General features: G+C 63.3%; 20 protein-coding genes. 13 read left to right on the forward strand and 7 right to left on the reverse strand.

The features are described 5' to 3' along the window. Window positions 1-366: 366 nt before the first annotated feature. From CQ14_RS24920 to CQ14_RS24940, 5 genes are all read left to right on the forward strand, one after another. Window positions 367-1,539 carry an ABC transporter substrate-binding protein gene (locus CQ14_RS24920; protein WP_057860468.1) on the forward strand — a complete coding sequence of 391 codons (1,173 nt, stop codon included), beginning with the start codon at window positions 367-369 and terminating at the stop codon, window positions 1,537-1,539. A 144-nt stretch (window positions 1,540-1,683) separates the two neighbouring features. Continuing rightward, a complete protein-coding gene (locus tag CQ14_RS24925; protein WP_057860469.1) occupies window positions 1,684-2,601 on the forward strand; it encodes a branched-chain amino acid ABC transporter permease in 918 nt (305 codons plus the stop codon). Next, on the forward strand, window positions 2,598-3,548 hold the full coding sequence (locus CQ14_RS24930) for a branched-chain amino acid ABC transporter permease (protein WP_057860470.1): 951 nt from the start codon (window positions 2,598-2,600) through the stop codon (window positions 3,546-3,548). Before CQ14_RS24925 ends, CQ14_RS24930 begins: the two co-directional genes overlap by 4 nt. Continuing rightward, a complete protein-coding gene (locus CQ14_RS24935; RefSeq protein WP_057860471.1) occupies window positions 3,541-4,320 on the forward strand; it encodes an ABC transporter ATP-binding protein in 780 nt (259 codons plus the stop codon). The genes CQ14_RS24930 and CQ14_RS24935 overlap by 8 nt, the downstream gene beginning before the upstream one ends. Then, complete coding sequence (locus CQ14_RS24940) at window positions 4,313-5,026, forward strand: ABC transporter ATP-binding protein (protein ID WP_057860472.1); 714 nt, start codon at window positions 4,313-4,315, stop codon at window positions 5,024-5,026. Before CQ14_RS24935 ends, CQ14_RS24940 begins: the two co-directional genes overlap by 8 nt. Window positions 5,027-5,188: 162 nt before the next feature. Here CQ14_RS24940 and CQ14_RS24945 read toward each other — a convergent pair whose 3' ends face one another. Together CQ14_RS24945 and CQ14_RS24950 are read right to left on the reverse strand one after the other, a co-directional pair. After that, the gene (locus tag CQ14_RS24945) at window positions 5,189-6,625 is read right to left on the reverse strand and encodes a glutamine synthetase family protein (RefSeq protein ID WP_057860473.1); all 1,437 of its coding nucleotides are present in this window, start codon (window positions 6,623-6,625) and stop codon (window positions 5,189-5,191) included. Window positions 6,626-6,757: 132 nt separating this feature from the next. After that, window positions 6,758-8,116 carry an aromatic ring-hydroxylating dioxygenase subunit alpha gene (locus CQ14_RS24950; RefSeq protein WP_057860474.1) on the reverse strand — a complete coding sequence of 453 codons (1,359 nt, stop codon included), beginning with the start codon at window positions 8,114-8,116 and terminating at the stop codon, window positions 6,758-6,760. A gap of 97 nt (window positions 8,117-8,213) precedes the next feature. Between CQ14_RS24950 and CQ14_RS24955 the strand changes: the two genes are divergently transcribed. After that, a complete protein-coding gene (locus tag CQ14_RS24955; RefSeq protein ID WP_057860551.1) occupies window positions 8,214-9,005 on the forward strand; it encodes an IclR family transcriptional regulator domain-containing protein in 792 nt (263 codons plus the stop codon). A 2-nt stretch (window positions 9,006-9,007) separates the two neighbouring features. Next, a complete protein-coding gene (locus CQ14_RS24960) occupies window positions 9,008-9,496 on the forward strand; it encodes a GNAT family N-acetyltransferase (protein ID WP_057860475.1) in 489 nt (162 codons plus the stop codon). A 155-nt stretch (window positions 9,497-9,651) separates the two neighbouring features. Here CQ14_RS24960 and CQ14_RS24965 read toward each other — a convergent pair whose 3' ends face one another. The 5 genes from CQ14_RS24965 to CQ14_RS24985 all read right to left on the reverse strand — a co-directional run bounded on the left by CQ14_RS24965 (window position 9,652) and on the right by CQ14_RS24985 (window position 12,442). Beyond that, window positions 9,652-10,134, reverse strand: coding sequence for a GNAT family N-acetyltransferase (locus CQ14_RS24965; RefSeq protein WP_057860476.1), 483 nt, complete (start codon window positions 10,132-10,134; stop codon window positions 9,652-9,654). Between the two features lie 24 nt (window positions 10,135-10,158). Next, the gene (locus CQ14_RS24970) at window positions 10,159-10,698 is read right to left on the reverse strand and encodes a P-loop nucleotide/nucleoside kinase family protein (protein ID WP_057860477.1); all 540 of its coding nucleotides are present in this window, start codon (window positions 10,696-10,698) and stop codon (window positions 10,159-10,161) included. 25 nt (window positions 10,699-10,723) lie between these two features. Beyond that, the gene (locus tag CQ14_RS24975; RefSeq protein WP_057860478.1) at window positions 10,724-10,945 is read right to left on the reverse strand and encodes a hypothetical protein; all 222 of its coding nucleotides are present in this window, start codon (window positions 10,943-10,945) and stop codon (window positions 10,724-10,726) included. 5 nt (window positions 10,946-10,950) lie between these two features. Further along, the gene (locus CQ14_RS24980) at window positions 10,951-11,310 is read right to left on the reverse strand and encodes a PilZ domain-containing protein (protein WP_057860479.1); all 360 of its coding nucleotides are present in this window, start codon (window positions 11,308-11,310) and stop codon (window positions 10,951-10,953) included. A 181-nt stretch (window positions 11,311-11,491) separates the two neighbouring features. Then, window positions 11,492-12,442, reverse strand: a complete 951-nt coding sequence (locus CQ14_RS24985; protein ID WP_082650026.1) for a helix-turn-helix transcriptional regulator — start codon at window positions 12,440-12,442, stop codon at window positions 11,492-11,494. A gap of 81 nt (window positions 12,443-12,523) precedes the next feature. Between CQ14_RS24985 and CQ14_RS24990 the strand changes: the two genes are divergently transcribed. The 6 genes from CQ14_RS24990 to CQ14_RS25015 all read left to right on the forward strand — a co-directional run bounded on the left by CQ14_RS24990 (window position 12,524) and on the right by CQ14_RS25015 (window position 19,197). Next, the gene (locus CQ14_RS24990) at window positions 12,524-14,071 is read left to right on the forward strand and encodes a benzoate-CoA ligase family protein (RefSeq protein ID WP_057860480.1); all 1,548 of its coding nucleotides are present in this window, start codon (window positions 12,524-12,526) and stop codon (window positions 14,069-14,071) included. Between the two features lie 46 nt (window positions 14,072-14,117). Continuing rightward, window positions 14,118-14,936 (forward strand): alpha/beta fold hydrolase, encoded by an 819-nt coding sequence (locus CQ14_RS24995; RefSeq protein WP_057860481.1) that lies wholly within the window; start codon window positions 14,118-14,120, stop codon window positions 14,934-14,936. Window positions 14,937-14,972: 36 nt separating this feature from the next. Continuing rightward, on the forward strand, window positions 14,973-15,491 hold the full coding sequence (locus tag CQ14_RS25000) for a DUF309 domain-containing protein (protein ID WP_057860482.1): 519 nt from the start codon (window positions 14,973-14,975) through the stop codon (window positions 15,489-15,491). 106 nt (window positions 15,492-15,597) lie between these two features. Continuing rightward, window positions 15,598-17,286 (forward strand): 2,3-epoxybenzoyl-CoA dihydrolase, encoded by a 1,689-nt coding sequence (gene boxC / locus CQ14_RS25005; RefSeq protein ID WP_057860483.1) that lies wholly within the window; start codon window positions 15,598-15,600, stop codon window positions 17,284-17,286. Between the two features lie 172 nt (window positions 17,287-17,458). Then, window positions 17,459-18,895, forward strand: coding sequence for a benzoyl-CoA 2,3-epoxidase subunit BoxB (gene boxB / locus CQ14_RS25010; protein WP_057860553.1), 1,437 nt, complete (start codon window positions 17,459-17,461; stop codon window positions 18,893-18,895). A gap of 29 nt (window positions 18,896-18,924) precedes the next feature. Next, window positions 18,925-19,197, forward strand: coding sequence for a hypothetical protein (locus CQ14_RS25015; protein ID WP_057860484.1), 273 nt, complete (start codon window positions 18,925-18,927; stop codon window positions 19,195-19,197). Window positions 19,198-19,204 lie beyond the last annotated feature (7 nt).

Raw genomic sequence — 19,204 nt, forward strand, 5'->3', positions numbered from 1 at the left:
TCTATCCTCTTCGGCGCAGTTGGCTACAGATTGCTTTCGGAGCTGTGAACCGCGGAGGTTGCAGGCAAAGCTTGGCTTCCAGCCGCTTTAGGGAATCCCTAAAATCCGAGTGGCCGCCCGCCGCGGTGCGACAATTGTTGCTCCGGCAACCGGCATTATAATTCTTGCCATCCCCTCCATCTGCGAATTATGGTGCAGGCCGCAGGGGGTATGAGCCGAAGGTCCAAAGCCGGGCCGGCGGTTCACGCTTGCCGCTGACCGGCCATTTCGCGCACAAAATACCTCACCCAATAATGAGGCGCGCGAGACAGGCGTGGTCGCCCGGGTTGACCCGGGTGTGGTTGGATAACGAGGAGGGGAGTGATTATGAAAAAGGCATTCTGGCTGGCCGGCGCGGCAATTCTGGCGCTGACGCAGGCCGCGGCCGCAGGCGACACCATCAAGATCGGTTTTGTCTCGACCTTCAGCGGCCCAACCGCTGTGATCGGTAACGACATGCGCAACTCGTTCGAGCTGGCGCTCGACCATCTCGGCCGCAAAATGGGCGGCAAGCCGGTCGAAGTGATCTACGAGGACGATGGTCAGAAGCCTGATGTCGGCAAGCAGAAGACCGAAAAACTGATCCAGTCCGACAAGGTCGATTTCATCGCCGGCTATATCTGGTCGAACGTGCTGCTGGCGTCGCTGAAGACCGCGGTCGATTCAAAAACCTTCCTGATCTCGGCCAATGCCGGTCCCTCGCAGCTTGCCGGCGAACTCTGTTCGCCTTACGTGTTCTCGACGTCCTGGCAGAACGACCAGACCCCGCAGGCGGTCGGCACCTACATGAACCAGAAGGGCGTGAAATCGGTATTCCTGATCGGCCCGAACTACGCCGCCGGCAAGGACATGCTGGCCGGCGTCAAGAGCACGTTCAAGGGCCAGGTCGTGGGCGAGGAATACACGGTCTGGCCGAGCCAGCTCGACTTCTCCGCCGAACTGACCAAGGCGAAGAACTCGAAGGCCGAGTCGATCTTCGTGTTCTATCCGGGCGCGGCGGGCGTCCAGTTCCTCAATCAATACGCCCAGGCCGGCATCAAGGGCCAGATTCCGCTCTATACGGCGTTTACGATCGACGAATTGTCGCTGCCGCTTCAGAAGGACAACGCGATCGGCGTGCCCGGCGCCCAGCAATGGGTCAACGATCTGCCGAACGCCGAGAACAAGAAGTTCGTCGAGGATTACCGCAAGAAGTACACCGGCCTGCGCCCGACCTTCTACGGCGCGCAGTCCTATGACGCGGTGAACCTGATCAACAGCGCGGTGGTTGCGGTGAAGGGCGACACCTCGAAAAAGGACGAGATGAAGGCCGAGATGGAGAAGGCCAACTTCAAGTCGGTGCGCGGCCCGTTCAAATACGGCAAGAACCACATCCCGGTGCAGAACTTCTATCTGCAGGACGTGGTCAAGGACGCCGACGGCCAGCTCTCGCTCAAGACGGTGGCGACCATCGTCAAGGACGATCAGGACCGCTTCGTCGACAAGTGCCCGATGAAGTGATTGGCATGACCGGTGCATGATCGCCGATCGCGCGCCCTCGGGCTTGACCCGGGGGCGGTTCGCGACCGATCATCCGCCCAACAAGAAAATGGCGGCGGCGCAGATGTGCTGCCGCTGTTTTTTCAGGTCTAGAGTTTAGGATCTATGCTCGTCCTCGTAGAACAATCGCTGAACGGTTTGCAGTTCGGTCTGCTCCTGTTCCTGCTGGCGGCCGGCTTGACGCTGGTGTTCGGCATCATGGACTTCGTCAATCTGGCGCACGGCTCGCTCTACATGATGGGCGCGTATTTCGCCGCGACCTTCGTGGCGTGGACGAACAGCTTTGTGCTGGGCATCCTGATGGCGCTCGGCGCCACGCTGCTATTGGGCATCGCGCTCGAATTCATCGCACTGAGACACCTCTACGGCCGCGACCATCTCGACCAGGTGCTGGCGACCTTCGGCCTGATCCTGTTCTTCAACGACGCGGTGCGGCTGATCTGGGGCCCGGCCGGCCTGTCGCTGCCGCTGCCGTCCTGGCTCACCGTGCCGGTGCAAATCGTCCCCGGCGTGTTCTATCCGGCCTACCGTCTCTCGATCATCGTGGTCGCGCTGGCGGTTGCCGCGATGCTGTATCTCGTGGTGATGCGGACCAGGATCGGCATGCTGATCCGCGCCGGTGCTTCCAACCGTGAAATGATCGGCGCGCTCGGCATCAACATCAAGCTGCTGTTCACGCTGGTGTTCGGGCTCGGCGCCGCGCTCGCCGGCCTTGCCGGGCTGATGCAGGCGCCGATCCTCACCGTGCAGATCGGCATGGGCGAGAACATCCTGATTCTCGCCTTCGTCATCATCGTGATCGGCGGCATCGGCTCGATCCGCGGCGCGTTTCTCGCCGCGATTTTCGTCGGCATGATCGATACGCTCGGCCGCGCCTTCCTGCCCGATCTGCTGCGCACGGTGCTCAGTTCCGCCGCCGCCTCGACCGCCGCGCCCGCGCTGTCGTCGATGCTGATCTATCTCCTGATGGCGATCGTCCTTGTCGTTCGTCCGGAGGGGCTGTTTCCGGCTGCCAAGCGATGAAATCTTCCACCATCAACGCCCGCAACGTCGTCGTGGCGCTCGTCGCGCTTGGTCTCACTCTGCTGCCGGTCTATTCCGCGCTGACCGGCAACATCTTCATCCTGACGCTGTTCACGCGCATCATCATCTTCGCGCTCGCCGCCGCCAGCCTCAATCTGATCATGGGCTATGGCGGCATGATGAGTTTTGGCCATGCCGCCTATCTCGGCATCGGCGGCTACGCGGTGGGCATCCTTGCTTTCGAGGGCATCGGCTCCGGATTCATCCAGTGGCCGGTGGCGCTGGCGGCGTCGGCGCTGTATGCGCTCGTCATCGGCGCGCTCAGCTTGCGCACCCGCGGCGTCTACTTCATCATGATCACGCTGGCCTTCGCGCAGATGGCCTATTACGTTACCTCGGGCCTGTCGCGTTATGGCGGCGATGACGGGCTGACCATCTACAAGCGCAGCACGTTCGGCGGCCTGATCGATCTGTCGAACCGCACGCAGTTCTACTACCTCTGCCTCGCCTGCCTGTTCGGCGGCATCTACCTGATCTGGCGCATCGTCAATTCGCGCTTCGGCATGGTGGTGCAGGGCGTTCGTTCCAACGAGCAGCGCATGCAGGCGATCGGCTATCATGCCAACCGCTATCGTCTGGTCTGCTTCGTCATTTCAGGGACGATCTGCGGCCTGGCCGGTGCGCTGCTGGCGAACAACACCGACTTCGTCAGCCCGGCCGGAATGTACTGGACCCGCTCCGGCGAACTCATGGTGATGGTGGTGTTCGGCGGCATGGGCTCGCTGTTCGGGCCGGTCATCGGCACCATCGTGTTTCTGCTGCTGGAAGAGCTGCTGTCGCAATTCACGGAATACTGGGCGCTGATCATGGGCCCGCTGTTGCTGCTGATCGTGCTGTTTGCGCGCGGCGGCATCATGGGTGTGCTCGGGAGGTTGAGCCGTGACTGATTCCGCAGGTGTCCCCTTGCTCCGCGTCGAAAACCTGATCCGCAGCTTCGGCGGCATCAAGGCTACCGACAATCTCTCGCTCGATGTGCTGCCCGGTGAACTGCACGCCATCATCGGCCCCAACGGCGCCGGCAAGACCACGCTGATCAGCCAGTTGACCGGGCAGTTGATGCCGAATTCGGGCGCCATCCACTTCGCCGGCCGCGACGTCACCGCGGTGCCGGCCTATCAGCGCAGCCGGCTTGGGTTGGCGCGATCGTTCCAGATCACATCGCTGCTGAGGGATTTTACTGCGATCGATAACGTCGCGATCGCGGCGCAGGCCCATGACGGCCATTCGTTCCGCTTTTGGGGCGCTGCCCGCAAGGAGAAGCATCTGCGCGACGCGGCGCAGGCCGCGCTGACGCGAGTGGGGCTCGGGCAACGCGCCAACGTGCTGGTTTCCGAACTGAGCCATGGCGAGCAGCGCGAACTCGAGCTTGCGGTCGCGCTTGCGACAAAACCGCAATTGCTGCTGCTCGACGAGCCGATGGCCGGCCTTGGCGTCACCGAATCCGCGCGCATGGTGGCGCTGCTGAAAGAGTTGCGGAAGGAAGTCACCATCGTGCTGGTCGAGCACGATATGGAGGCGGTGTTCGCGCTCGCCGACCGCATCACCGTTCTGGTCTATGGCCGCGTCATCGCCTCGGGCGATCCCGACGCCATCCGGAACAACGAGGAAGTCAAACGCGCCTATCTCGGCGACCAGCATGCGGTGACGCGTCATGGCTGAAACATTGCTCGAAATCGACGGCGTTGAGACCTGCTACGGCCTCAGCCAGGTGCTGTTCGGCCTGTCGCTGAAGGTCCAGTCGGGCGAAATGGTCGCCCTGATGGGCCGCAACGGCATGGGCAAGACCACGACCATCCGCTCCATCATGGGCATGACAGGCGCGCGCGCCGGCACGATCCGCTTCGCGGGCGAGCAGGTGCGCAGCCTGCCGTCGTACAAGATTGCAAAACTCGGCATCGGCCTGGTGCCCGAGGGACGCCAGATCTTCCCCAATCTCACCGTGTACGAAAATCTGGTCGCGGCCTCCGGCAACCGCCAGGGCGCGTCCGATCCCTGGACCATCGAAAAGATCCATGCGCTGTTTCCGCGACTCGCCGAGCGCGGCAACAACATGGGCGTGACGCTCTCGGGCGGCGAGCAGCAGATGCTGGCGATCGGCCGCGCGCTGATGACCAATCCGAAACTGTTGATCCTCGACGAGGCCACCGAAGGCCTCGCCCCCTTGATCCGCGAGGAGATCTGGAACTGCCTGTCGATGCTGAAGGGCCGCGGGCAGTCGGTATTGGTCATCGACAAGAACGTCGCCAACCTCTCCAGGATCGCCGACCGCCATTACATCATCGAGCGCGGCCGCACGGTGTGGACCGGGACGAGCGAACAGCTGATTGCGGAGCCGGACCTTCAGCACCGGTATCTGGGGATCTGAGGGGCTCCCGCTGAGCGCCGGTGGCCTCGTGGTTCGAGACGCGCGGCTTTGCCGCGCTCCTCACCATGAGGGGCAGGTCTGTCCTCGCCTATAACTCTTTCCCTTCATCCTGAGGAGCCGCGAAGCGGCGCCTCGAAGGATCGAGGCCACGGTGCCTGTCTCTCAAAACATCTCGAAATATTCGCGGTGCTCCCAGTCCGACACCTCGGCCTGAAACCGCTCGATCTCCGCATTCTTGATGTGGACGTAATAGTCGACGAACTCCGCGCCCAGTGCCTGCCGGAAGAACGGATCGTCCTGCAGCGCAAACACCGCCTCGCGCAGGCTCTTCGGCAACAGCGCCGCCTTGGTCTCGTAGGGCGTATCCGCCGACGGACCCGGATCGCGCTTGCGATCGACACCGTCGAGCCCTGAGAGAATCTGCGAGGCCATGTAGAGATACGGGTTCGCCGCAGGCTCGCCGATGCGGTTTTCCAGCCGCGTGGCGGCATCGCCGGGGCCGCCGAGCACGCGGATCATGACGCCTCTGTTATCTCGGCCCCAGATCGCGCGGTCCGGCGCCAGCGAATAGGAGCGGTAGCGCTTGTAGCCGTTGATGGTCGGCGTCGTGAATACGGTGGATGCGCGGGCGTGCTCGAGAAGCCCCGCGAGATAGTGTTTTGCGAGCGGGCTCAGCGCTTCGTCATTGTCGCTCGCCATGAACGCGTTCGCGCCATCAGCGCGCGACACCAGCGATTGATGCAGATGCCAGCCGGAGGCGAACACGTTGGGCAGTTTCGGCCGGCACATGAAGGTCGCGTGATAGCCATGGCGGCGCGCGATCTGTTTTACGGCCGAGCGGAACAGCACCATGTTGTCGGCGGGCACCAGGCCTTTGGTCGGCTGGAAGGTGAATTCGCACTGGCTCGGCCCGAACTCGACCTCGACTGATCGCAAGGGAAGGCCGAGCGCCAGCACGTCGCGGCGGATGATTTCCAGCGCCGGTTCCATCTGGTCGTAGCGCTGCTCGGTGAGATACTGATAGCCGTGCGACAGCAGGCTGACGGACGGCGGACGTCCGGGCTGGCCGGCATCCTCCGGCGCCATATGCGCGTCGTCGAGCTTGAAGAGATGGAATTCGACCTCGAGCCCCGCGACGAAATCGTAACCGCGGCTTCCCAGTTGATCGAGTACCTTGCGATAGAGATGGCGCGTGGCGAACGGCACCGGACGACCGTCGTTGAAATAGAGGTCGCAAAGCAGCCAGCCCGTGGTCGGCGCCCACGGCAGCACGCGGAAGGTCGTCGGGTCGGCCACCATCAACACGTCGGCGGCGCCCTCCATCTCCTTCATGCCGAACCCGCCGCCGGCGGTGAATACAGGAAACACCGTCTTGTGCGAGGTGTCCTTGGCAAGCATCGTCGTGGTGATCGAGCAGCCGCTTTCGATCGAGGCAATCGCTTCGCCCGCGATCAGCGTCTTGCCGCGCAAGATGCCGTGTTGGTCGGGGAATGAGAGGCGGATGACTTCGAGTTTTTGCTCGTCGACGATTTTACGAAGGCGGCTGGCGGCCTCCTGCTGTTCTTTCGACCACAAGCCGTGACGTTCGACAAAACTCAACGCATTGCTCCGCAGTAGCCGTCATTGCGAGCGCAGCGAAGCAATCCATAGCGCCGCAAGCGTGGACATGGATTGCTTCGTCGCTTCGCTCCCTTGCACAAACGCTTCGCGTTTGTCNGGGAGGGAGCATCATCACTCCGCCGCCGTGAGATGCGGCACCTTGCCGGCGATCTCGCGCGGCACCGGCGCCGCCCATGGCGCGCCGCGGCGTCGCTTGACGTCGACTTCCATCCAGTAGATTTCCCACCCTAACGTCGGCCCGATGCCGTCCATCGTCGCCGGGCCCTGAATGCTCCGCGCATGCGCGGCATCCAGGAACAGCATCGGCTTTTCGCCGCCGGACACCTTCTCGATCTCCTGCCGCAGCAGGCGGCGATACTGCACGATCGCCTTGTCGGATTGGCCGAGATGCTCGTTGGTGCGGTCCTGGATCGGACCCATCGATTCCACCGCCCACTGGTCGTGGACGTTGATGTCGTTGCCCATGCCGGTATAGGTCGCGGTCGCCTGTTCGTGCGGATCGAAGCCGTAATCGTTGCTCTTGTTCTTGCGCGACTTGTAATCCGGCAGCTCATACAGTTCGAGGCGCTGGTCGCGCATCTTCTTCTTGTCGACCGGCGTCGTGTAGCTGGTGAAGATCGCGTACCAGTAGCAGTTCTCGTCATCGATCGGCACATGCCACTGCGTGATCGTCATCTCCTGGCTCATCGGAATGACGAAGCCGTGCGGGAAAAGCTGGTTGGTGACGCGCACATGCGTGCGCTCTTCATCCAGCTCGCGCAGCGCGATCAGGCGCAGTCCGTATTCGGTGTGCTCGACATTGATGATCGGGTTGTCGTATTCGCGCAAAATCTTCGTCATCGGCATGTCGCTGCCGGCGGATGCGCCGCGGAACTGCTTGCCGTAGGCGGTGGACGTGTCCTCATCCTCGAAGAAACGATGCAGGAATGAAGCGTGTGCCGGATCGATGCCGACTTCGAGGGCCTGCAGCCAATTGCAATTGATGTGGCCCTTGAACGAGAAGGTATGACTGTCGGGCGCGACGAAGCAGTCGATCTCCGGAAATGCCGGCGGCTCGCCTTCGCCGAGATAAGCCCAGAGGATGCCGCTCTTTTCGACCACGGGGTAGGAGCGCTGCCTGATGCCCTGGCACAGCTTTGAATCCTTCGGCTCCGCGGGCGTCTCCAGGCATTGCCCGGAGACATCGAACAGCCAGCCGTGGAAGGCGCAGCGCAGCCCGCCGTTCTCAAGTCGCCCGAAGGCGAGGTCGGCGCCGCGATGCGCGCAGTGGCGATCGATCAGGCCGTAACGTCCCGCTTCGTCGCGAAATAGCACCAGGTTTTCGCCAAGCAGTTTTACGGGGCGAACCGGCCGCGATCCCTCGAGCTCGTCGACCAGCGCCGCCGGCTGCCAGTACATCCGCATCAGCTTGCCGCAGGGGTCCTTGCGGCCGGTGCGGGTAATCAGGTCGTTCGCTTCCTGGCTCATCATGGCGAGGATCTCCGTCAGCTGGATTTGTTCGCCTATTGAACTTTTGTGCGATTTTAGCGTAGGCTGGGCGTTAGGCAAGCGGATTATGGAGGCAGCGATGCCGAAGCTTAAGCGCGCCGGAGACGCAGACAACCGCGGCGCCACTGATTTTATCGAAAGCCTCGACCGTGGCCTGCGCGTGCTCGAGGTGTTCGGCGGCAGCGGGCAGCCGATGACGCTGAGCGATCTCGCCAAGGCCGCCGACCTGCCGCGCGCCACTGCGCGGCGCATCCTGTTCACGCTGGAGCGCGCCGGCTTCGTCACCACCGACAGCAAGCTGTTCCGCCTGATGCCGCGCGTGCTGGTGCTGGCATCGAGCTATCTCGCCTCCAACCATGTCGTCTCGGTGCTGCAGCCGGCGCTGGATCGATTGTCGAGCGAGGCGCAGGAAATCTCGTCGATGGCGATCCTCGACGGCAACGATGTCGTCTTCATCGCGCGCGCCAGCCCGACGCGGATATTTTCGTCAGGCATCGATATCGGCTACCGCCTGCCGGCGTTCTGCACCTCGGTCGGCCGCGTGCTGCTGTCGCGGCTGACGGATGACGAACTCGCAAATGCGCTAGACGCGATGGACCTCACGGCGCTGACGCCGTTCACCGTCACCGACAGGAAATTATTGCTGAAGACGATCGTCAGGGATCGCGCGGCCGGCTATTCGCTGGTAGATCGCGAGGCAGAACCGGGCTTCCGCTCGATCTCGGTGCCGGTCCGCCGCTACGACGGCGCCATCGTCGCCGCCATCAACATGGGCGCACATGTCGACCGCGTATCGGCAGCCGAGATGGTCGAACGCTTCCTGCCGCGCTTGCAGGAGACGGCAGCCTCGGTCAAATCGATGCTGGTGTGACGATGATCGTCCGGTCTGAAACGCACGAGGATATTGCGGCGATTCATGTCGTCGAGGAAGTGGCGTTCGGCCAGTCGGCCGAAGCGCAACTGGTCGACGATCTGCGCGTGGCCGGCGATGCGATTTTCTCGCTGGTTGCCGTCGATGACGGAACGATCGTTGGCCACGTCCTGTTCTCGCGGATGAAAGCGCCGTTTCCGGCGCTGGCGCTCGCACCCGTCGCGGTGCTGCCCGAATACCGACGGAAAGGTTTTGCCAGCCGGCTGATCCGCCAGGGTATCGCCCATAGCGAGGCCGCCGGCTGGCGCGGCATCTTCGTCCTCGGCGACCCCGCCTTCTACCGGCGTTTCGGCCTCGATGCCGGCAAGGCGAGCGGGTTCATCTCGCCTTATGCGGGGCCGCATCTGATGGTCCTGCCGCTTGGGGGAAATGAACTTTTGACGGATACGGGAGTCATCGAGCATGCCCCCGCTTTCGCGAAGCTCGGATAGGCCCCGCAGAAAAAGCGCGTGAAGCTTGGTGATGCTATTTCCCTCGTCATTGCGAGGAGCAAAGCGACGAAGCAATCCATCTATCCCTGCGTTGAGGAATGGATTGCTTCGCTGCGCTCGCAATGACGGGGATAGGCTGCGGAGTGCAAACAACGCTAGGCTGGACGCTTCCATTCCGTTCTAAGCAAGGACATCAGGCGCATGGACCGGAAGGTGCCATCCGCGTCCCGGTGGATGTCGCGGACGATGCCTTCCTCGACGAATCCGTTCTTCAGGTAGGCGCGATAGGCCCGTTCGTTGTCTTCAAACACAAACAGCTCGACGCGATGCGCGCCCAATTCGTCGAAGCAGACCTTCAGGACGGACTGCAGGAGCCGCGAGCCGATGCCGCGCCCGGCATCCTGCACGGCGATACGGCGAAGCCGCACGCATTGATTCTCGCTTCCGACATTCTGCAGGATCGCGAATCCCGCAATGTCGGCGCCGTCGCGCGCCAGATAATATCTGCAGGACGTATTCTCGATTGCCGAGGCATGCTGCTCGGCGTCCCACCGGCCGACCAGGCGCGCATAGCCCTCGCCGCGCTCGACGCGCATCATCGCTGGAATGTCTGAGCTGGACGCGATCTCGATTTTCATGGCTTCACCATTGACGATGGCCCGTCATGCCGGAACGTTCAATCCGAAATGCTCGACGATCTTCTGCGCAGTCACTTCTGCCGGATTCGAACTGGTGTCCAGCCTGAGGCAGTCGGCCCGCGGCACGGCGGTGAGGTCGTAGCGGTCGAGCTCGCGGAGCAAATGTTCTCCTGAAGATATCTTGCGCCGCGCCACCCGGTCGGGATGGCCGACCCGGCGCAATGATTCCTCGCGCGAACAATGCAGGAAGACCGGCAGCAGCTCGCCCCGGTGACGCTGCACGATCTCCTCGATGTTGCCGAATTGCTCCCGGTCCTCAGGCTCGGCATAGCAGAACGTCGTGACCAGCAGCGGCACGCGGTGCTCGGCGGCGGCGCCAAGGGCCGAACGCCTGACGTCATGGACGAGCTCCCAGAAGCCGGGCGCGCCGAACTCGAAGACCGTGAGTGCCAGGTCGATGGCGGCGTGGTTGTCCATCAGCCGGCCCGGCACGATCCGGAGCAGCGCTTTTGCGACCGTGAGCTTGCCGACAGCGGGCGCCCCATGGAGAAAAAGCAGTTTCATGTGGCATCAGTATCGCGGCTGGGCCCTAAGGCGGCAAGCGCTTGAGGGCGGCTTCGATCGCTTCGAACTTGGCGACGATCTGCGGCGTCACCAGATAGCGCAGCATCGCCGCGAGCGACAGGCCGACAACGGTCGCGATAATCGCGTACTGCGTCACCAATGCCAGCAATATCGCGCGCAGCCCGCGCCGGACTTTCGGCGGCTTGGCCGCGGCGAGAAGGGCGTCTTCGCCTTCAACGCTGCTCATGCGATCTAGAATTCGTTCAGGAGCTGATTGAGCCGCGACTTCAGCCGTCGGTTGGACCGCTCGCTGGCGCGGAGCTTGCGCGCCCATTCCAAGGGAATAACGCTGCTCATGTCGTGCTCGCCACAGAACATCAGGCCCGCTGTGTTGTGATCGCGCCAGACGGGGCGGGCATGACAGGAAAGCCCCCGGCGCACGACTTCGAAATCGATCTGGTCTGGCAGGATGGCCGAATTCTCGAATTCGATCTTCGCGCCGCCCCGGCTGAAATTTCGCACGATGCAGTCAAGCGTCGAGTTGCGCGCGTTGAACGCGATCATTCCGCCGTAATAGACGCGGCCTCTCGGGTGTCGACGGCGCTCCAGCACGATTGTCCTCCATGCGATTAACGCTTTGGTAACACTCCTTCAGGGTGTGTTGCAGCCGTCGTTCGCATGGAACTTGTATAAGGGTTAATGGTGGCGCTGGCTTCCACCTGCAACCGTCGAGCGCATACCTTCAGCGCGACCGGAAACCAGGCTCCTGCGGCTTGCACTTTCGCAGAAATGGTCAGGAGACCGCGCTGCGCAGCCCGAACGCGTGCTTGTCGTGCAGCACCGGCGCCACCGCATCGCTGAGCCGCGCCGCCGCCGCATCGACGGAAAGTCCCGCGGTATCGACCACGGCCGACGCGCGGGCATAGAGCGGCTCGCGGCTGATCAGGATGTTGCGCAATTCGGCCATCGCCGAGCGATCGTCCGCCATCGGGCGCAGATCGCCCTGGCCGCGGACGCGGGCCATGTGCTCTTCCGGCTCGGCCTTCAGCCAGATGGTGTAGAAAGACGACAGGATCAGGTCGAAGGTCAGCGGCTCGGAAACGATGCCGCCGCCGGTCGCCAGCACCATCAGCTCCTTGCGCGCCAGCAATTGCGACAGTGCCGCCTGCTCCATGCGGCGAAAGCCTTCCTGGCCGTAGAGCGCGATGATCTCGGCGACGGACAATCCGTTCTGCGCCTCGACCTCCTTGTTGAGCTCGACGAATTTCCAGCCGATCTTCTTCGCCAGCATCCTGCCGAGGGTGGATTTGCCGGCGCCGCGCAGGCCGATCAGGGCGATGCCGGCAAAGCTGATCCGTCGCTGCGCCGACAGGCCGCCGCCGGCCAGGGCATCCTTGGCCTGCGCGATCTGGGCCGGCGTCGCCTTGCGCAGGAGATCGCGAATGACTGCCCAGTCCGGCGTTGGCTCGGCGGACGGAATCAGATCTTCGAGATGCGCGCCCATCGCGTTCGACACGCGCCTCAGCAGCACGATCGAAACATTGCCCTTGCCGCTTTCGAGCTGCGCGATGTAGCGCTCGGAAATTCCGGAAACCTTGGCGAGCACTTTGCGCGACATGCCGCGAAGGGCGCGCATGGTGCGCACACGCTGGCCGAGCTGCTCGAGAAAGCCGGATTCGGGGTCGCTGGCCTCGGTCATTTCCTCGTTCGGCTTTACCTGCGGTTGAACGGATTTCGGAAACATAATGCCGATGAGGATTGACAGCAAGCGCAGCCGGTGTCTTTGTATGAATTATAATTCTTAAAAACTGAGGGGAGAAGCGTCGTGAGCGGCACGTCCGGTTCGTACAATGCGGTGACCTGGCTGCTCGACCGCAATGTCGAGGAGGGGCGCGGGGCAAAGCTCGCCTTCACCGACACCGTCACCGAACTCACCTATGGCGATCTGCAGCGGCAGACCCGCCGCGTCGCCAACATGCTGCGCCGGCTCGGCGTCCGCCGCGAAGAGCGCGTGGCGATGATCATGCTGGATACGGTGGACTTCCCCTGCGTGTTCCTCGGCGCGATCCGCGCCGGCATCGTGCCGGTGCCGCTCAACACGCTGCTGACGTCGGAGCAGTATGCCTACATTCTCGGGGATTGCCGCGCGCGCGTGCTGTTCGTCTCCGAAGCGCTGCTGCCGGTCGTGAAAGACATTGTCGCTCGGATGCCCGATCTCGAACACATCGTCGTGTCGGGCAAGGACGCCCATGGCCACAAGAAACTCTCCGATGAATTGGCGCGCGAGAGCGATACCTTTGCGACCGCCGCGACGCATCCCGACGAGCCCGCGTTCTGGCTCTATTCGTCCGGCTCGACCGGCATGCCGAAGGGCGTGCGGCATCTGCACGCCAATCTCGCCGCCACCGCCGATACCTACGCCAGACAGGTGCTCGGCATTCGCGAGAACGATGTCTGCCTCTCGGCGGCAAAACTGTTCTTCGCCTATGGCCTCGGCAATGCGCTGACGTTTCCGATGTCGGTCGGCGCAAGCACGGTGCTGCACACGGACCGGCCGACGCCGGCCGCGATGTTCGCGCTGATGAACAAGTATAATCCGACCATCTTCTACGGCGTGCCGACGCTGTTCGCCGCGATGCTCAACGACGAGACGGTGAAGGATGCCCGCGCCGGCAATCGCCTGCGCATCTGCACCTCCGCCGGCGAGGCGCTGCCGGAATCGGTCGGCAACGCCTGGAAAGCACGCTTCGCCGTCGACATTCTCGACGGCGTCGGCTCGACCGAACTGCTGCACATCTTCCTGTCCAACGCCCCCGGCGACATCAAATACGGCTCCTCGGGGCGGCCGGTGCCCGGCTACAAGGTGCGGCTGGTCAATGAAGCAGGCGCCGAGGTGCCCGACGGCGAAGTCGGCGAACTGCTGGTCGATGCGCCCTCGGCCGGCGAGGGCTACTGGAATCAGCGTGCCAAGAGCCGCGCGACCTTCGAAGGCCCCTGGACCCGCACCGGCGACAAATATACTCGCGATTCCGATGGCCGTTACACTTTCTGCGGCCGCGCCGACGACATGTTCAAGGTCTCCGGCATCTGGGTATCCCCGTTCGAGGTCGAGAGCGCGCTGATCACCCACCCGGCGGTACTGGAAGCCGCCGTCGTGCCGGAATCCGATCCGGAAGGATTATTGAAGCCTAAAGCCTTTGTCGTATTGCGGCCCGGCGCCAAAACCGATGATCTGCACGAAGTGCTGAAGGAGCACGTCAAGCAGAAGATCGGCGCGTGGAAATACCCGCGATGGATCGACGTGGTCGACAGCCTGCCGAAGACGGCGACGGGCAAGATTCAGCGGTTCAAGCTGCGGGACGGTGCGAATTAAATGAGCCGTCAAGCCCGGCCATGATGGAGCAAGCGGACACAGCAGCATGACAACCCTTACCCCCTCGGGCTTCCTCACGATCGGCGCTTCCCATCTCGAATACCGCATGATCGGTCCGTCGCCCGAGAGCGCGCCGACCATTGTGATGCTGCATGAGGGCCTCGGCTCGGCCGGGCTGTGGGGCGACTTCCCCGAAAAACTGCAAGCCGCGACCGGCGCGGGCGTGTTCGCCTATTCGCGCGCCGGCTATGGCGCATCGACGCCCGTTAAACTGCCGCGGCCGCTCGACTACATGCATGTCGAGGCGCTCGACGTGCTGCCGAAACTGCTCGACAAGACCGGCTTCCGCCGCGGCCTCCTGCTCGGCCATTCCGACGGCGCCTCGATCGCGGCGATCTATACCGGCTCGCATCAGGATCACCGCGTGCAGGGGCTCGCGCTGATCGCGCCGCATTTCATCGTCGAGGATATTTCGGTCGCCTCGATCGCGGAGATCCGCACCGCCTACGAGACCACCAACCTCAAGGGGAAGCTGTCGCGCTGGCACCGGCACGTTGACAATGCCTTCTACGGCTGGAACGGCGCCTGGCTCGATCCGGATTTTCGCAACTGGGATATTTCGGAATACCTCGCCTATATCCGCGTACCGGTGGCGATCCTGCAAGGTGTCAACGACCAGTATGGAACCATGCGTCAGGTCGAGATCGCGCAGGAAGAGTGCTACTGTCCGGTCGATGTGACTGTGATCCCCGGCGCGGGACATCAGCCGCATCGCGAAGCGCCGGAGGCGACGCTCGATGCGATTTCGGATTTCGCAAAAGCGGTGTTGCACACAGCTAAGGGCTCGCAGGGACGGGCCGCGTAACGCTTTTCCGCACGCGCTTTCCGGGGCCGCGCCCCGATGACCGTATCACCCGCAGGCGCAGGTAATCTCCCGTTGCCGCGCTGGGCCTATGTGCCGGGCGACCCCGGCGCTACGAACGCCGACTACGAAACGCTGGGACGGATCGCAGCGTTGGTGCCACCGCGCTTCGGCGGCTATGTGCCGGCGCGGCATCCGGCGCTGCGCTACGGCATCACGCTCAACGACCGCGGCTATTTCTGGGAGGCGCAGGAAATCCTGGAAGCAGTGTGGGCGGCAGCGCCGCAAGGCGGCCGCGAGCGGATTCTGCTGCGCGCCTGCATCCTGATCGCAACCGCGAACTTGCGGCTGCGCATGCAGAAGCCGCACGTCGCGGCGCGGATGCTCGGGGAGGCGCTCGGCGAACTCGAGGCGCTGGGCCTTCGCCATGCCGGCGGCGACGGCTTTGCCGATTGCTTTCCGGCCGCGGCCCTGGCGGCCGTCATCAAGACCAAGCTGGAGCGGCCGCAACTCGCCAAGGCCGATTGGGTGGCGATTGCGGCCAGCGGCCGAACATGAAACAAAATGCATGTTCTGGCGTTTTAGGCTAGACTCAATCAAAAACATGCACTATTGTGCATGCACCGAACCAAACAACATCTGAGAAAACGACAGAGGGTGGCTCATGGCCGGTGAAGATCGCGTCCTCGCAGGCGGCGCGAAATACATCGATTTTCAAACCGATCCGTCGCGCTATCGCCACTGGAAACTGGCGGTGGAGGGCGACGTCGCGACGCTCACCATGGACGTCGACGAGAATGGCGGGCTGTTCGAGGGCTATCAGCTCAAGTTGAATTCCTACGATCTCGGCGTCGACATCGAACTCGCGGACGCCGTGCAGCGGCTGCGCTTCGAGCACCCCGAAGTGAAGGTGGTGGTGATGCGCTCCGGCAAGAACCGCGTGTTCTGCGCCGGCGCCAACATCCGCATGCTGGCGGGCGCGACCCACGCCCATAAAGTCAACTTCTGCAAATTCACCAACGAGACCCGCAACGGCCTGGAAGATTCATCGGAAAATTCCGGCCAGCGCTTCATCACCGTCGTCAACGGCACCGCGGCCGGCGGCGGCTATGAGCTGGCGCTTGCGACCGACCACATCATCATGGCCGACGATGGCGCCGCCGCCGTCGCGCTGCCGGAAGTGCCGCTGCTTGCGGTGCTGCCGGGCACCGGCGGGCTGACGCGCGTGGTCGACAAGCGCAAGGTGCGCCGCGACCATGCCGATTTCTTCTGCACCATCGAGGAAGGAATTAAAGGCAAGCGTGCCGTCGCATGGCGGCTGGTCGACGAGATCGCGCCGAACAGCAAGCTCGAAGCCAAGGTCGCCGAGCGGGCCAAGGAGCTCGCCGCCGCCTCGAAGCGCAACGGCACCGGCAAGGGCATCGCGCTGGCGCCGCTCAACCGCACCATCGACGAGGCCGGCATCCGCTATGGTTTTGTCAGCGTCGACATCGATCGCGCCGCGCGGATCGCGACCATCTCGATCAAGGCGCCGGAAGCCGCGCCGCCGGCCGATATCGACGGCCTGATCGGGCGGGGCGCCTCGTTCTGGCCGCTGCAGGTGGCGCGCGAGCTTGATGATGCGATCCTGCATCTGCGCATCAACGAACTCGAAATCGCGATGCTGGTGTTCAAGAGCCACGGCGATCCGGCCAATATCGTCGCTTGCGACGCCTTCCTCGACGCCAACAAGGCGCACTGGCTGGTCAACGAGATCAGGCATTACTGGAAGCGGGTGCTGAAGCGCATCGACGTCACCTCGCGCACGCTGGTGACGCTGGTCGAGCCGGGTTCCTGCTTCGCCGGCACGCTGGCCGAACTCGTGTTCGCCGCCGACCGCTCCTACATGCTGATCGGCTCGCGCCAGGGCGACAACCGTCCGCCGCCCGCGATCCAGTTGACCTCGATGAATTTCGGCCCCTATCCGATGAGCCACGGCCTGACCCGGCTGCAATCGCGCTTCCAGGCCGATCCGTCCGATCTGGAGCGCGCGCAAGGCGCCATCGGCAAGGCGCTCGATGCGGAAGAGGCAGAAGAACTCGGCCTCGTCACCTTCGCGCTCGACGACATCGATTGGGACGACGAGGTGCGGGTGTTCCTGGAGGAGCGCACGTCGTTCTCGCCCGACGGTCTCACCGGCATGGAAGCGAATCTGCGCTTCGTCGGGCCAGAGACCATGGAATCGAAAATCTTCTCGCGCCTCACGGCGTGGCAGAACTGGATCTTCCAGCGTCCCAATGCGGTCGGCGAAGACGGCGCGCTGCGCCGCTACGGCACCGGTCAGAAGGCGCAATTCGACATGACGCGGGTTTGATTTCGTGTCCCGGGCGCCGTGCGGCGCAGGTGGCGCGGCCCGCAGAACCTTAACAGGTCCCAGATCTGCGGCGCATCGCCATAGGGCGTCGAAGACGCGCGTGAACGCGCTGATGACCTCGCACTGACGTCCCGGGACACGAGAGCCATAAAGGAGTACGGCGATGAATTACATGAACGTCGACTATTCGACCAAGATACCCAACAACGTCAATCTCAGCGAAGACCGCCAGGTGCTGAAAGCCCTGGAAGGCTGGCATCCCGGTTACATGGACTGGTGGGGCGACATGGGGCCGGAAGGCTTTCAGCAGTCGCTGGTCTATCTGCGCACCGCCTATTCGGTCGATCCGCGCGGCTGGGCCAAGTTCGACTATGTGAAGATGCCGGAATATCGCTGGGGCATTCTGCTGGCGCCGCAGGAAGAGAACCGCGTCATTCCCTTCGGCGAGAACTACGGCAAGCCGGCCTGGCAGGAAGTCCCGGGCGAGCACCGCGCCACGCTGCGCCGCCTGATCGTGATCCAGGGCGACACCGAGCCCGCTTCCGTCGAGCAGCAGCGCCATCTCGGCAAGACGGCGCCCTCGCTCTATGACCTGCGCAACCTGTTCCAGGTCAATGTCGAGGAAGGCCGCCATCTCTGGGCGATGGTCTATCTCCTGCAGAAATATTTCGGCCGCGACGGCCGCGAGGAAGCCGATGATTTGTTGCGCCGTCGCTCGGGTGACGCGGATTCACCGCGCATGCTCGGCGCCTTCAACGAGGCGACGCCGGACTGGCTGTCGTTCTTCATGTTCACCTACTTCACCGACCGCGACGGCAAGATGCAGCTGCACAGCCTCGCGCAGTCCGGTTTCGATCCGCTGTCGCGCACCTGCCGTTTCATGCTGACCGAAGAAGCGCATCACATGTTCGTCGGCGAGACCGGCATCAGCCGTGTCGTGCAGCGCACCTGCGAGGCGATGAAGGCCGCCGGCATCACCGATCCCACCGACATCGCCAAGGTGCGTGCGCTCGGCGTCATCGACCTGCCGACCATCCAGAAGAAGCTGAACCTGCACTATTCGCTGTCGCTCGATCTGTTCGGTTCGGAAGTCTCGACCAACGCGGCGAATGCCTTCAATGCCGGCATCAAGGGCCGCTACAAGGAAACCCAGATCGACGACGACCACCAGCTCAAGAACGCCACCTATCCGGTGCTGAAGCTGGTCGACGGCGTGATCAAGCGGGTCGACGAGCCGGCGCTGACCGCGCTCAACATGCGGCTGCGCGACGACTACACGCAGGATTGCGTCAAGGGCATGCTGCGCTGGAACAAGGTGATTTCGACCGCCGGCTACCAGTACAAGCTGACGCTGCCGAACGTCGCGTTCCACCGCCAGATCGGCGAGTTCAAGGATATCAATGCCACGCCCGACGGCGTGCTGATCGATGACGCCACCTGGAACCAACGCAAGGGCGAATGGTTGCCTTCGACTGACGACGGCGACTTCATCGCCTCGTTGATGAAGCCGGTGACCGAAGCCGGCCAGTACGCCTCCTGGATCTCGCCGCCGAAGGTCGGCATCGACAACAAGCCCGGCGATTTCGAGTACGTGAAGATCGAAACCTGAACCGCCCCGCAAATCGGGGAGCCGTAAACATGGACCCCGATCGCGACCTCGAAAAAATGAACCGCGACCAACTGGTCGCGGAGGTAAAGCGCCTCAGGGCGGGTATCCGCGCCCATCGCGACAGCACAGGTCACGACCTGTGCTGGCACCATCCGGATCTCTGGGGATTGCTCCCCGAGCGGCTCACGCCCGACGTGGCCGTCCCGCCCTGGCCGAAATTTTTGCGCGGATGTCTGCGGTACCGAGAAGCGCTGGAGCGCGAACTGCCCAACGCACCGGAGGCCGACTTCGAATACGACTGAATCGATG

The sequence above is a fragment of the Bradyrhizobium lablabi genome (assembly GCF_001440475.1).
In the GTDB taxonomy this organism is placed as follows: domain Bacteria; phylum Pseudomonadota; class Alphaproteobacteria; order Rhizobiales; family Xanthobacteraceae; genus Bradyrhizobium; species Bradyrhizobium lablabi.